Origin of the sequence: Pontibacillus sp. HN14, assembly GCF_021129245.1 — a bacterium.
Classification (GTDB): domain Bacteria; phylum Bacillota; class Bacilli; order Bacillales; family BH030062; genus Pontibacillus.
Genome location: NZ_JAJOLR010000001.1, coordinates 1,119,456 through 1,132,664 on the forward strand (window position 1 = coordinate 1,119,456; position 13,209 = coordinate 1,132,664).

Annotated in this window: 15 protein-coding genes; 3 read left to right on the forward strand and 12 right to left on the reverse strand. The window is 41.2% G+C overall.

All coding sequences use genetic code 11. The features are described 5' to 3' along the window. Positions 1–11: 11 nt before the first annotated feature. The 4 genes from LQ226_RS05775 to LQ226_RS05790 form a co-directional block, all read right to left on the reverse strand. Entirely contained in the window at positions 12–740 is a 729-nt protein-coding gene (locus tag LQ226_RS05775; protein WP_231416903.1) for a ZIP family metal transporter, read from the reverse strand. Between the two features lie 217 nt (positions 741–957). Continuing rightward, positions 958–1,464 carry a L,D-transpeptidase gene (locus tag LQ226_RS05780; protein ID WP_231416904.1) on the reverse strand — a complete coding sequence of 169 codons (507 nt, stop codon included), beginning with the start codon at positions 1,462–1,464 and terminating at the stop codon, positions 958–960. A 54-nt stretch (positions 1,465–1,518) separates the two neighbouring features. Next, the gene (locus tag LQ226_RS05785) at positions 1,519–2,469 is read right to left on the reverse strand and encodes an aromatic acid exporter family protein (RefSeq protein WP_231416905.1); all 951 of its coding nucleotides are present in this window, start codon (positions 2,467–2,469) and stop codon (positions 1,519–1,521) included. Positions 2,470–2,548: 79 nt separating this feature from the next. Further along, positions 2,549–2,980: a BrxA/BrxB family bacilliredoxin gene (locus LQ226_RS05790; protein WP_231416906.1), complete on the reverse strand. Its 432-nt coding sequence runs from the start codon at positions 2,978–2,980 to the stop codon at positions 2,549–2,551. A gap of 198 nt (positions 2,981–3,178) precedes the next feature. Between LQ226_RS05790 and LQ226_RS05795 the strand changes: the two genes are divergently transcribed. After that, a complete protein-coding gene (locus LQ226_RS05795) occupies positions 3,179–3,607 on the forward strand; it encodes a hypothetical protein (RefSeq protein ID WP_231416907.1) in 429 nt (142 codons plus the stop codon). A 77-nt stretch (positions 3,608–3,684) separates the two neighbouring features. Here LQ226_RS05795 and LQ226_RS20905 read toward each other — a convergent pair whose 3' ends face one another. Then, complete coding sequence (locus LQ226_RS20905; protein ID WP_255687605.1) at positions 3,685–3,810, reverse strand: hypothetical protein; 126 nt, start codon at positions 3,808–3,810, stop codon at positions 3,685–3,687. Positions 3,811–3,905: 95 nt separating this feature from the next. Further along, complete coding sequence (locus tag LQ226_RS05800; RefSeq protein WP_231416908.1) at positions 3,906–4,427, reverse strand: hypothetical protein; 522 nt, start codon at positions 4,425–4,427, stop codon at positions 3,906–3,908. Between the two features lie 101 nt (positions 4,428–4,528). Here LQ226_RS05800 and rarD point away from each other — a divergent pair, with 101 nt between their 5' ends. Continuing rightward, positions 4,529–5,425: an EamA family transporter RarD gene (gene rarD / locus LQ226_RS05805; protein ID WP_231416909.1), complete on the forward strand. Its 897-nt coding sequence runs from the start codon at positions 4,529–4,531 to the stop codon at positions 5,423–5,425. Positions 5,426–5,523: 98 nt separating this feature from the next. Here the strand turns inward: rarD and LQ226_RS05810 are convergent, their stop codons facing one another. The 3 genes from LQ226_RS05810 to LQ226_RS05820 form a co-directional block, all read right to left on the reverse strand. Then, entirely contained in the window at positions 5,524–7,275 is a 1,752-nt protein-coding gene (locus LQ226_RS05810) for an ABC transporter ATP-binding protein (RefSeq protein ID WP_231417581.1), read from the reverse strand. Between the two features lie 147 nt (positions 7,276–7,422). After that, positions 7,423–8,538, reverse strand: coding sequence for an NAD(P)/FAD-dependent oxidoreductase (locus tag LQ226_RS05815; RefSeq protein ID WP_231416910.1), 1,116 nt, complete (start codon positions 8,536–8,538; stop codon positions 7,423–7,425). A 64-nt stretch (positions 8,539–8,602) separates the two neighbouring features. Then, on the reverse strand, positions 8,603–8,785 hold the full coding sequence (locus LQ226_RS05820; protein ID WP_231417620.1) for a hypothetical protein: 183 nt from the start codon (positions 8,783–8,785) through the stop codon (positions 8,603–8,605). 82 nt (positions 8,786–8,867) lie between these two features. Here LQ226_RS05820 and LQ226_RS05825 point away from each other — a divergent pair, with 82 nt between their 5' ends. Beyond that, a complete protein-coding gene (locus LQ226_RS05825) occupies positions 8,868–10,055 on the forward strand; it encodes a cytochrome P450 family protein (protein WP_231416911.1) in 1,188 nt (395 codons plus the stop codon). A gap of 41 nt (positions 10,056–10,096) precedes the next feature. Here LQ226_RS05825 and LQ226_RS05830 read toward each other — a convergent pair whose 3' ends face one another. The 3 genes from LQ226_RS05830 to LQ226_RS05840 form a co-directional block, all read right to left on the reverse strand. Next, entirely contained in the window at positions 10,097–10,978 is an 882-nt protein-coding gene (locus LQ226_RS05830; protein ID WP_231416912.1) for a cupin domain-containing protein, read from the reverse strand. Between the two features lie 110 nt (positions 10,979–11,088). Continuing rightward, positions 11,089–12,480 carry a Na+/H+ antiporter NhaC gene (gene nhaC, locus LQ226_RS05835; protein WP_231417582.1) on the reverse strand — a complete coding sequence of 464 codons (1,392 nt, stop codon included), beginning with the start codon at positions 12,478–12,480 and terminating at the stop codon, positions 11,089–11,091. Between the two features lie 253 nt (positions 12,481–12,733). Then, positions 12,734–13,150 carry a hypothetical protein gene (locus LQ226_RS05840; protein WP_231416913.1) on the reverse strand — a complete coding sequence of 139 codons (417 nt, stop codon included), beginning with the start codon at positions 13,148–13,150 and terminating at the stop codon, positions 12,734–12,736. Positions 13,151–13,209: the final 59 nt, after the last annotated feature.

Sequence of the window (13,209 nt, forward strand, 5' to 3'; positions counted from 1 at the left end):
CGCGCTCCATTTCACCGTAAACTATCGGTTAATAAGATCATGCTTACAAATCCAAGTATAAATGAGACTGTAGCCACGCGTTCATTTCCATCTCCGTGACTTTCTGGTATGAGTTCTTTATAGACGATAAACAGCATCGCACCAGCCGAAAATGCGAGACCGTATGGAATGGCACTATGAAAGAATTGTCCAAACCATATTCCAATCAGCGCAGCGACAAGTTCGACAAGGGCGGTTATGGTTACAAATAACATGACTTTCACCCTTCGAACCTGCTGAAGGATCAGGAATAATGCGACAAGGAATCCTTCTGGCATATTCTGAAGACCGATTACAAAAGCCACAATGGAACCCAAATCATCTATTCCACTTGCAAAACTAATTCCTACAGATAACCCTTCCGGTACGTTATGAAGAGACATGGCTGTAATAAAGAGTATGATAGATGAGCGGGATACCCTTGTGCCATCATGCTCTAAATTCTGATGAGGAAGAATGATCTCTAAGATCATGAGGACAAGTGTGCCAACCAAAATACCTGTAATCAACACAGGAACACTAGACAGCTTTAAAGCAGATGGGATCAGTCCATAAGTAGAAGCCGCTACCATCACTCCGGCTGTATAAGCTAGCAATATATCTCGCCCTTTATGAGAAAGGGTTTTAATCAATAACACAGGTAACGCACCTAAAATGGTGCACATCGACGCTATGACGACACCCATCAACTCTGCATTCAAAGCTAATCCCCTCCTCATACTATGGTATGAGGATAGGCTAAGGTTCATGAATTTGTTCAATTTACATTTTTATGGAACAAAAAATAAGACCGGATTAACTTAAATGACAAAGAACAGGTTACAAGGAGCTCTCACAATGACCTTGATGCCTTCTCTAAAGCTATAACAAGAAAGTAAGAATAAGAAAAACTCAGACATCGGTCTGAGTTTTTTATGACTAATCATCAATAGCTTTATATTCTTTTCCTAGTTGCTGGAACGATTTATCTGTAGAGGTAACAAGAATCTTTGTACCAATCGGAATTTTCTCGTAAAGTGATTCCACATCTTTATTTTGCATACGAATGCATCCATTTGAAATATATTTCCCTATAGAATCAGGACGATTCGTACCGTGTACACCGTAGATCCGACCGTCTGTATCTTTGGCATCGAATCCAATCCACCTTGTTCCTAGTGGATTCCTAGGATCTCCTCCAGGTATGTTCAATTTACGATAATAGGGATTTTTTGCTTTAACTGTGATGGTATGAAGGCCTTCCGGAGTCAGGTCCGTTGTTTTTCCTGTCGCAACGGGATAGACGCCCTGAATCTTCCCATCATTCATGAAAGCCAATTCATTTGTTGCTTTATTCACTACAACGAAAGGATACCCTCTAGCAGGGTTCTCCCCTATGGGCCAGATCGGAGAAACAAGTAATATAAAAACGAGCAAGCTCTTCATCACTAAAACCTCCTAACGACTTTGGTTTTAGTGGTAGCTTGCCCTCTCTATTTATTAAATATCACTCTTTTTAAACGATCTCTTAATAATTAGGTATTGCTCAATTTCATTTAATAAATTGAATAAACTCGCTCGCTCTTCGAATTCCTTTCTGGTTTGCGGGAGGTCTCCCTTCTTAAAGCCCTCTTTCATTTTTTTAATCTGCTGCAAAAACAAGACGGCCGTATTTCCGGGATGGACACTATCTGATAGCTCGTCAAAGAATTCTGCCATAATCATGGATTGCTCATAAGTAGAATTAATTCGGCTAATCAGCGGTAACATGCGCTCGAGCAATTCAAATTGTTTCTGGCGCATCTGAAAGTAGTGGTAATATTCATGGTGGTTTCGAAGCAAATGGTTCTCAACATCTCGGTAAGCCAGGCTCTTAGCCTCTTCTAGCATATGAGCTGTCTCTGTTAACTCTTTTCCAGACCACTTCTGGTCACCGGTTCTTAAGAATTCAGCAACTTCCTTAAGGATGATACTGAAATGATTCTCGATTTGTCGCTGCTTTTCTTTTAAATTGCCTTCTAAACTCGGCATGTACAAGTTAAGAACAAGGGCGACACCGATCCCTACAACTATTAATAAGAATTCGTTATAAAGGGTTTCAAAGCCAATATTATTAGAGCCATATAAGTGCAGGATGATAACAGAGCTTGTTACAATTCCCTCTTTAACTTTTAATTTCACTGTGGTGGGTATGAACAAAATCAACATGAGCCCAATAGCGAGGGGATGATACCCGATGGTTTCAAATACAGCGAATGAAAAAGCCATTGCTAGTAAACAAGCTGCGAAACGGGACGAGGCACTCATAATTGAGCGCTTTCTCGTGTTTTGAATACATAGTATGGTAAGGATTCCAGCCGAAGCGAAATTCGTTAAGGCCAAGATTTGAGCAATCCAAATCGCAATAGGCGTCCCTACCGCGGTTTTAATCGTTCGATATCCAATCTTCACGTCTTAATCTCCTTTAGTGTCGGTCACTATTCCATTTAAACGAGGAAAAAAGATGGCCAATTTGACCATCTTTTTTCACTTACATTTCTTCACAATGTTCATCAAAGATTGCTTGTAACTTGTTCACAACTTGAATAGGATCAAAGCCTTCAATGTCGTGGCGTTCCACCATTGTAACAATCTTACCGTCTTTTAAGAACGCAAAAGATGGTGATGATGGTGGGAAACCTTCAAAATATTCACGGGCACGATTTGTAGCTTCACGATCTTGACCAGCAAATACAGTTACAAGGTGATCCGGACGTTTATCGTAATGAACGGAATGAGCCGCAGCCGGGCGTGCTACACCGCCAGCACAACCACATACAGAGTTAATCATAACGAGTGTGGTTCCTTTACGCTGTAATGCTTCGTCTACTTCTTCAGGTGTGGTCAGTTGTTCGTAACCAACCGATTCGATTTCGTTACGCGCCTGACCAACAGCGTCTTGCATGAAAATATTAAAGTCCATATGTGCATAGCTCCTTTTTGTAGATAATCTACTAAGCCCATCATATCAAGATTGCCCAGGGCTTTCAACGAAATTACTTGGAAAATCATAACGGACTTTGTCGGAATATTTCTATTGACGTCTCAAGCTACAACACCTATATTACAAAATGAACACTTGGAAAAAGCAAACAGATCACTCGTATGAGGAGGAACCACCATGGCATACCTATTTGTTGCCCCCATTGCCATCATTCTTATTGTAATTGGCGGCATAAAGAAGAATAAACTCTTACTAGCGATAGGAGCTTGTTTAGCTATTTTTTTCGCTTATATGGCCTATACATCTACTCCGCCAACGACCACACCAGAGGGTTTTAAAGATGCAGAAACCTTAAAAGAAGAGCCAGGTATAGAACGTTTATCAGAGTATTTAGATGATAAGTATCCGAATGCCATTTATAAAATGAAGCCGCAAAAACAAGGAGAACAATCGTCTCACTACATAACTGTTGTATTCGAAGATGAGCCGGAATGGTTTTACAATTACCTCGTTACAGAAGACAAAATTACCCAGGCAGGCCTACTCGCTCCTGAAGGGGAAGATCCAGTAGAAGGACAGTATTTTGAAGAAGAGGTTGAAGAGTAAAGGATTTCAGATACAAAAAACTGACCTTAACAGTCCCGTTTAGACGTTAAGGTCAGCTTTTTTTGTGTATCAAACCCTTATTCGTTTTCACTTGAGTTCTTCTTATTACCTTTTGCGTATTTCCCCTGGCGGCCGTACTCTTTATTCTGTTCTTCCGTACGATTTTCTCCGCTTTTTCCTTGATTATTACTGTTACTAGCCATTGTTATTACCTCCTTAGAAGTTCACTTTGTTGACTACAGTAATCTATACCTGATTTGTTAGGATTGTAAACACAATTTTTAGGAATAAATGGTATTTATCCACATCGGCAGCGTTCAATGCAATTTTCAGCAACAGCTTGAATCATATCTGCTTCAAATAAAATGCCAACACCTGATTTCCCTTTTCTGGCTACAAGGCCAAATTCTCGTCCATCCTCTAAATCAAAAACAATCATTTCATCTATCATTAACGTAACCTCGTCTGTCTCTACTTCCTTCGCATAAATGGAAATGCCTCTTATTTCAGTTACAAAGAGCTGATCCACAGAAATATGATATAAAACATTCTCTTCGTCCTCTTCTTCCCTATGCAACTCAGAAGGATGAAGTTTCGTCACATCCCAGTAACGAACAAACCCTTCTGATTCAAGTCTTGTATTATGAATGGAGATGTACTGATGATTGACTTCAATCAAAACAGAATCATATTCATCAAGAGCTTCATCTTGTACATGAAGACTTGTCGATGTAGCAATAATGGAATCAAGTCTTTGACCCACTAAATATGCCAGAGCCACAACATCTTTTTCTGATAAATGTGCTTTAAAGGGTTTCATGCGTTTTCTCCTCCCCTTACTGCTTCAATCTTTTAACTGGCGATGTTATTACATGAGAATTATAATGAATGAGGTAATTCCAAAGAGAAAGGACCTCCGTTATGCATAATGAAAAGAAGATCGGGATACTTTATACAGCTAGCGCTTATATCTTGTGGGGGATTTTGCCGATTTACTGGAAGTTGATTCAAGAGATTCCTGCCTTCGAAATATTAGCCCACCGGATCATTTGGTCCTGCCTTTTTATGTTTGGCATTATTATTACCCTTCGTAAAGCTGACCAGTTTAAAGAAGAGTTTGTACGAATTCTAGCTAACAAAAAGCAAATGATCGGTATTAGTCTCGCTGCTGTTACGATCAGCATAAATTGGGTTACTTACATATGGGCAGTGAACTCCAATCATGTAGTAGAAGCTAGTTTAGGCTATTATATTAATCCACTTGTCAGCATATTCTTAGGATTCATTGTATTAAAAGAAACCTTTAATAAAGCTCAATGGGTAGCCATTTTCTTAGCAGCTGCCGGTGTTACTTATATGACGTGGAACTTCGGATCATTCCCATGGGTTGCGATACTGCTTGCCTTTAGTTTTGGCTCTTATGGCTTACTTAAGAAAATGGTAAATGTAGGAGCGATGTTTGGACTTACCATTGAAACATTAGTGGTCACACCTATTGCCCTACTTTATTTGGGTATTCAACAATCTGGAAATCTAGGAGAAATCGAATGGATTTCAATGACTTCTCTTTATGTATTCGGGGCAGGGATTGTCACTGCGATACCACTCCTTCTTTTCTCAAGTGGAGCTAAACGTATCCCCTTATCAATGGTTGGATTCCTACAATACTTTGCACCGACCATTATGCTAATCATTGGGGTATTCGTGTACAACGAACCCTTTACTCATGTACATCTCATCGCCTTCACGTTGATCTGGTCCGGATTAGCCATCTATACTCTATCAAGACTAAAGAGACCTCGTCCCCTATCCCAATAATGGCTCCTGCACCTCACTAAAGCAGTAAACGGTGTCTGACACCAATAAAGTTCATCTTCTTAAAATAAAAAGCAGGGGGGGCACTTATGCCTCCCTGCTTAGTTTTGTTTCATTTTTAGTTGCTCGTCCGCAAATTGCTTATAGGTCTGATGGGTGTCGTAAAGCTCAGTGTGATCCCCTACACCTGTTACATTTCCTTGGTCGAGAAATACTATTTGATCTGCATTGACAACAGTTGATAACCGATGAGCAATGACAATCGTCGTCCGGTCTTTCATTAAGTTATCAAGGGCTTTTTGGACGACCATTTCAGCCTTACTGTCGAGACTCGAGGTCGCTTCATCCAACAACAGAATTTGCGGGTTACGAATGAGCGCCCGAGCGATCCCGATACGCTGGCGTTGTCCTCCTGAAAGCTTAATTCCCCGTTCCCCCACCTCTGTCTCATATCCAGACGGGAATGCTTGAATAAACTCATCTGCATAAGCCATGCGTGCCGCTTGATGGATTTCTTCTTCGGGGGGTATTTCATCCAGTCCATACACGATGTTATCCCTTATTGTACCTGCTATTATAGGACTTTCCTGTGAAACATAGCCGATCTTACTCCGCCACTCTTCTAGTGAGAATGATTCAATAGAAAGATCGTTCACGATAATAGCACCTCCTGTTGGAGCGTAGAAACGTTCTAATAACGAGAACAACGTTGTTTTTCCGCTCCCACTAGGACCCACTACAGCCGTTACAGCGTTAGGTTTGACTGTAAACGAGACATCTTTAAGAACAGGCTCGTCCTGATTATAAGAGAATTGAACATGGTCTAGCACAATCGAATGCATCTCTTCCCCTAATCTCTTACCAGATTGTAGAGGTTCTTCTTTTCGTGAGAGGATGGCCACGATCCTCTCTGTAGCCCCAACAGCCTTCTGTAGCTGAGTGAAAAAGTTCGTAAAACGACTTAAAGGGACCACGATTTGAAAGAGGTACAGAATAAAAGCGACAAGATCTCCTGCAGTAAGAGCCCCTGAGGAGACGCGAAATCCTCCATACCCTAATACAATAACGAGCATCGCCATCATAACCAAGGTCATGAGCGGCCCTATAATCGCTTGAATCCTTGCTTCCTTCACCCCGTACTCAAACAAATGGGTAATGCCTGTCTTACCCTTATTAAATTCTCTCTCTTCAGCATTAGATGCCTTTACTAGACGTATCTCAGAAAGAGTCTGGCTTATGGTGGACGTAAACGTGGCTGTCTCATCTTGCAGACTCCTTGAAATCTTATACATTTTGCGCCCTAGAGGAAGGATAATCCCAATTGCGAGAGGAACAGCGATCAACATGACCATCGTCATCTTCCAATCTAAATAAAGAAGAATGATAATGGAACCAATGATCGAAATCAAACCAGTAAAGAAATTAGTAACATGTTCTGTAATCAAATTCTTCACAATGCTTGTATCATTAATAATACGAGAGATCATCTCACCCGTTTTCGTTTGATCATAAAACGAAACCGGTAACTTGATATGTTTATCCCACACACGAGTCCTTAGGCTCGCCACTATATGCTGACCGACATAATTCAATAGATAGATGGAAAGACCACTTGCTACAGCTTGTACTAGGAAGATTACAAATAATCCAACGACATAGATCCACTTAAAAGATTCCATTGTAAAATCATCAATAAATCCTTTTGTTAACAGAGGGATGACTAACCCAACGATTGTAGATAACACACTAAAACCAACAGCGAAAGCCATCCGTCCCTTAGATGGATTCGTTCCACGAACAAGACTAAGAAAATCTCTCCACCCTATTTGACTCTTTTCTTCTTTCATTTTCATGCCCCACTTCACTCCATACTCCTCATTAAAGTGTACCACACCACCTCGCTTTACTATGGTAAAGCGATAAATGGTGTCAGACACCCTTTTGTCTGCTAAAGCAATACACAAAAAAGGCGCTTCAAAGAGGAAGTCGCCTTTTCAAACTTATTGAATCGCCATACCAGGGTCGAAATCCTTAAGGTCAATTTTCGTGTGAGTGCCCATTGCAATGTTGGCTAATTCTGCCCCGAAATAAGGACCACTCGTTAAACCGGATGCCCCTAAGCCATTCGCCACAAACAGCCCTTGTATACCCGGTACTTCTCCTAGCACTGGCCTTGAACCTGGTGTGAACGGGCGAAAGCCTACTTTCGTTTGTACATACTGACTATCCGCTAAACCAGGTGCTACACGGAGCACTTTATCCAGCAATTCATTTACTCCCCCAATTGTCACATCAGGATTAAATCCAGCCTCATCCTCTTTAGTAGCTCCAACGACAATTCTCCCATGATCAAAAGCTAAGATATAGTGATTGTATGGAGGCAAGACTACGGGCCATTCTTTTGTATTTGACTCAGGTAGGTCTAAATGGATTATCTGTGCTTTTTGAGGACGAGCCTCAAAATGAAGTCCTAAAGGTTTTAAGATCTCTTTCGCCCATGCACCACCTGTCACACACACCTGGTCACTTTCATAAACGTCATCTCCGACCTTCACTCCCGTTACACGATTACCTTCATACACTAGCGATGCATCCCCATTTATAAGTTCAGCACCATTTTTCTCCGCTGCCCGAACAAGAGCATCTCGCACTGCCCCGCCTTGAACTCGAGCGGCTCCACTTACATAAACTGCACCGTATTCTTTAGAAAGTACCGGAAACAGACGGTTGGTCTCTTCAGCAGAAAGTCTCGTAACCTCCCCCATCTCAGGAGTGGTTTCTCGTCGCTTTAAAGCGACTTCCATCTTTCGATCCAACTTCTCATCTGTATCAAAAATGTTAATAGCACCTACGCGCTCATAACCTGTATTTGTCTCCCCGTCTTTCTCTAACTCTTGAATCAGTTCAGGGTAATAAGCGGCTCCGTTCTCAACAAGTTTGTACCAGGATTTATTTGAACGATTCGTTAGCCATGGACATATGATACCGGCGCCTGCCTCAGTGGCTTGTCCCTGGTCTTGTCGGTCAACAAGCATAACCCTTTCTCCTGCTTTAGCAAGATGATAAGCAGTGGAGGCACCGACAATTCCTCCTCCAATGACGATATGTTTTTTCATGATGACACCTATCCCTATTCAGTCTAATATACTCTCGTCATTGTACAAGAATTAACGTCGCAACTCAATTAGACTCTTCTCGCTTTTCACTCAACAGGAGCAACAACGTCGCGACAGGCCCCGTGAACAAGGATAATAAGAACCAGTTTAATCCGGTTCGGTTCTTCCCTTGAGCAAGTCCAGCGTTTATTAACGCAAGCGTTCCCCAACCTACATAGTAAGATTCATCCAGCGTAATCACCCCCACTTCATTGTATCACTGCGATGGTAAATAATGTTTGTTAGATCGATTCCCTTCTCTTATAATAAAAGAAAGAAGGAGGTATTCCATGACTACGAAAGAAAAAGTTTTTCAATCTCAGTTTAAAGAAGGGGCCTACCCCTTTTATGAAGACCTTCGAGCAAATGATCCCATCTTTAAAATGTCAGAAGTACATAATCAGACAACTTGGATGGTGACACGTTTTAAAGATGTGAAGGAACTCCTAAAGACGCCAAGCTTTCTAAAAGACTTCTCGAAACTATACCAGAATCAAGATGAAGGAAATGTTGAGCAGAACATTTTCAGTAATATGATGCTAGACCTTGACCCACCTGACCACTCTAGACTCCGAAAACTCGTAGCACCTTATTTTAATCCAAAAACGATAGCGAGATTAGAACCAAGAATAGATGAGATTGCCAAAGATCTAATTCATGAAATGAAAGAAAAACAAGGACCTGTTGATCTCATCGATGAATTTGCCTTTCCACTCCCTATTATTGTCATAAGTGAATTACTCGGAGTCCCCCCTGAGGATCGTCATTCATTCAGAAAATGGTCCAACTCCATCGTTTCTGCATCTGAAGGAGACCATCCTCAATTTTCTCAAGATGTAAAAGACTTTGTATCCTATCTCGATGAACTCTTCGAGCGCCGACGTCACGATCCTAAAGATGATCTTATCTCAAACCTCATTCAAGCAGAAGAAGAGGGAGAGCAATTAAATCACAATGAGCTCTACTCCATGGTTGTTCTTCTTATCATCGCCGGACATGAAACGACGGTTAATTTAATTGCCAATACCATGTACGCTCTCATGCAACATCCAAGTCAGTTTAATCAACTGAAAGAAGACCACTCTTTGATTGAAAGCGCAATTGAAGAAGGATTACGCTTTTATAGCCCTGTTGACTTCTCCACCGCTCGTTGGGTAGAAGACGACCGGGACTTTCATGGCAAAACGCTTAAAAGAGGGGATGTCATCTTCGCCTCACTAAGCTCAGCAAACCGGGATGAAGAAAAGTTTGAACAAGCCAATCATTTTGACCTAACACGTGCGACCAATCAGCATGTTGCATTTGGATTTGGGATTCATTTTTGTCTGGGCGCGCCTCTTGCAAGGTTAGAAGGCAAGGTTGCCATACAAAACTTGATTACCTCTTGTCCAAACTTGGATCTTGCCCCGAACACAACTCCTACTTGGCGAAAAATGTTCTTATTAAGAGGTTTAGAGAAGCTTCAAGTAACATTATGAGAATAAAACAGGTGCAGTGATAACATCACTGCACCTCTCTTTTACCCTTCTGCTTCCATAGCGTCTTTCTTCGTCTCATGAACGGTTCCAAAAGGATGCTCAGGTGGAGCGTAGATCACATACACTTTCATCGGTACGTCACCAATATTCGTTATGTTATGCCACTTTCCTGCTGGTACCATAACCGCATAATCATCCATCACTTTTTGCTCAAACGTAAGCTGATCTTTTGTGTCTCCCATCTGCACAAATCCTTCTCCTTGCTCGAGTCGGATGAACTGATCAACATTAGGATGAACTTCTAGCCCAATGTCATCACCAGGCTCAATGCTCATCAACGTGACTTGAAAATGTTCTCCAGTCCAGAGGGCGGTTCTAAAGTTATCATTCTCAAGCGTAAGCAGGTTGATATCCACTACCAATGGCTCACCACCGTAGTCCTGCATTGGCATACGGGACTCATGACCAGATAGCGCATTAAAACGCTCTGCGATTTCCGCTTCGTCATTGCACGCTCTTAAGAACAAATCTTGGACTGGCGAAAGCTGAGGGTGTTCATACCTATCACGATACGCTCCGTAGTTCCTAGACTGAATCTCATAAGCTAGATCTAATCCTTCTTCAAATGTGTTAAACGATATGCGATCAATTTGATAAGCAGGATTGTTTCCTTTTATTTCTGTATACAAATCGGTAAATCTCTGTAAATGGGCTTGCTCTTTCTTTAAGGCATCATGAATGGAGCGCCGCTGAGTTTCATTGGTGGTGGCCTGTGCCAACCGGTAGTAAAAGTCAACCGCCGTTGCTTCCCCTATTATTCCTGTTAAGAGTGCATCAGCTATCTGCTCGTTGCTACGATTGATGTCACCTGATCTATAGTAAACATCATCTTGATATGGCTCAATATGAGAACCATAATACATAACCATCATCCCCTTTAAAAATTCATCACCTCATCCTATGCACCTTACTTATTTTCTGTACGAAATTCATTAAAAAAGGACTAAACCTAATATGGCTTAGTCCTTTCGTGTTACATGGAAGTTGACTGATCTGTCTTTCCTTCAATCTTATTCTTCACAATACTAAATCCAATCAGTGCGAATATAATGGACAGAATCGGTGTAATCAAATTAAAAAAGGCATAAGGCACGTACGAGAGCGTCTGGACTCCAAGAGTACCCGCTACAAACACCCCGCCTGTATTCCAAGGAACAAGTACACTCGTTACCGTCCCTCCATCTTCAACAGCACGCGATAGATTCTTTCTATGAAGGTTATGTTTCGGGTAAACTTCTGCGTACATTCGGGCTGGAATAATAATCGAGATGTATTGTTCAGCCATCGCAATATTCGTTAAGAACGAGGTGAAAATGGTGGTTGGAATAAGGGCCTTTCCTGAGCGAATTAACGTCACAATCCCATCCATTAATCGCTTCAACATCCCAGTTCCTTCTAAAACGCCACCAAAAATCATTGCAACAAGTGTTAGAGAGATCGTATACATCATACTGCTTAGACCACCTTTGTTCAGCAGCTCTCTGATCATCTCATTATTCGTTTCTAAGGAAAAGCCTTCATACAATGTATTCACTGCTGTTCCTACCTGATCTCCCTGAATACCAATCTGACAGAGAAATCCGAGGATAACTCCAATGCTTAAAGCGGGTAAAGCCGGCACTTTAAATAATACAAGCACAATTACCGCAAGAGGCACGAGAAGCAACCAAGGAGAAATGAGGAAGTGATCCTCAAGACTCGTCATAATGCCCTTAATCCTCCCTCCTTCAAAGCCGCTTCCTGAAAATTGTCTCCCCATAAAGAAGAAGATGCAAAAGGCAATTAGATAAGCCGGAATCGTCGTATATAACATGTGCTTAATATGTTCGAATAAATTGACATCCGCAATACCTGAAGCCAAATTCGTCGTATCCGATAAAGGAGACATCTTATCCCCCATATAGGCTCCGGAAATAATCGCACCTGCTATCATAGGCTCAGGAATGCCCATACTAATTCCTATTCCCATACCAGCAACCCCCACAGTTGCCATCGTTGACCAGGAACTCCCGATCGATAAAGCAACAACCGTACAAAGAAGCATAATGGAAACAAGGAAAAATCCAGGTGAAATTAATTTAAGTCCGTAATAAATTAAACTTCCAACAATGCCGCCTCCAATCCATGAACCAATAATAAGACCGACTAATAACAGGATCACGATAGCAGGCAAAGATTTATGTATTCCTTTATAATAACTTTCTTCAATCGCTTCCCACGAATACCCGTAGAGCAAAGCAATAACTGAGGCTGAGAAAGCTCCAAGCAATAAAGGTACATGAGGTGCGCCTTCATATTTTATGATTGTGAACCCCATTCCTACAATCATAATCAATAACGGTAAAACCGCTACTCCTATCGGCATCTCTTTCTTTGGACTCTCCAAACCACCAACTCCCTTCTTTCTATTACAATTTCTGAACTTTCCCTCTTTTCCCTTCGTATTAAACTACCCAATTTTAAAATAAGGAAATGGAACCAGCTGTGACCCCACACATCGCTATTTAGACCCAAAGGAACCGCTTTCATAAAGATTAGTTTAAACCTAAAAAAGAGCCCATGGTATCCCATCGACCCCTTCCCTTTTCTTCTATTCGCTACAGTTCCTTGTTTTGAGCTTAATTTGATTCAACCAGAATATCTTTTAACTTACGGAATGTTTCCTCTGTTACTTGATTACGATCGATTATAAATTCTGATCCATCTACCATATTTAATGTAAGCGTGTCATCGTTTCCCCTTACCAGATGGTGAATTTGATTATACTTCAATTGCTTACTCTGAAATAAAGGAAATTGGGCTATTTCCAATCTGTCTTTATAAAATTGAATGTAAGCCTTCTTTTTTAAAAAGGAGTAATAAATAGTTTTTAAAATACCTAGAGTCAATGTAGTGACTAACAACAGTTTATCACCAGCTGAAAGAGCGGATTGGAACTGAATCAATAAAACCGCGCTTATAACACCTAAAGCAGCATAATACAATTCGTTATTTCCCTTACGTTTCCACGCTCTACTTGAACCATACGGAAACATGATTATTCCCCCAAATTCGCCTTTTTGTTATTTTATCAGAAAATTCGATCAAAATCCAC

What these genes read in the sequence shown, in the direction of transcription:
- LQ226_RS05780 (WP_231416904.1), bottom strand. Translation starts at nt 1,464, where the DNA reads ATGAAGAGCTTGCTCGTTTTTATATTACTTGTTTCTCCGATCTGGCCC.
- LQ226_RS05790 (WP_231416906.1), bottom strand. Translation starts at nt 2,980, where the DNA reads ATGGACTTTAATATTTTCATGCAAGACGCTGTTGGTCAGGCGCGTAAC.
- LQ226_RS05795 (WP_231416907.1), top strand. Translation starts at nt 3,179, where the DNA reads ATGGCATACCTATTTGTTGCCCCCATTGCCATCATTCTTATTGTAATT.
- LQ226_RS20905 (WP_255687605.1), bottom strand. Translation starts at nt 3,810, where the DNA reads ATGGCTAGTAACAGTAATAATCAAGGAAAAAGCGGAGAAAATCGTACG.
- LQ226_RS05800 (WP_231416908.1), bottom strand. Translation starts at nt 4,427, where the DNA reads ATGAAACCCTTTAAAGCACATTTATCAGAAAAAGATGTTGTGGCTCTG.
- rarD (WP_231416909.1), top strand. Translation starts at nt 4,529, where the DNA reads ATGCATAATGAAAAGAAGATCGGGATACTTTATACAGCTAGCGCTTAT.
- LQ226_RS05810 (WP_231417581.1), bottom strand. Translation starts at nt 7,275, where the DNA reads ATGAAAATGAAAGAAGAAAAGAGTCAAATAGGGTGGAGAGATTTTCTT.
- LQ226_RS05815 (WP_231416910.1), bottom strand. Translation starts at nt 8,538, where the DNA reads ATGAAAAAACATATCGTCATTGGAGGAGGAATTGTCGGTGCCTCCACT.
- LQ226_RS05825 (WP_231416911.1), top strand. Translation starts at nt 8,868, where the DNA reads ATGACTACGAAAGAAAAAGTTTTTCAATCTCAGTTTAAAGAAGGGGCC.
- LQ226_RS05830 (WP_231416912.1), bottom strand. Translation starts at nt 10,978, where the DNA reads ATGTATTATGGTTCTCATATTGAGCCATATCAAGATGATGTTTACTAT.
- nhaC (WP_231417582.1), bottom strand. Translation starts at nt 12,480, where the DNA reads ATGCCGATAGGAGTAGCGGTTTTACCGTTATTGATTATGATTGTAGGA.
- LQ226_RS05840 (WP_231416913.1), bottom strand. Translation starts at nt 13,150, where the DNA reads ATGTTTCCGTATGGTTCAAGTAGAGCGTGGAAACGTAAGGGAAATAAC.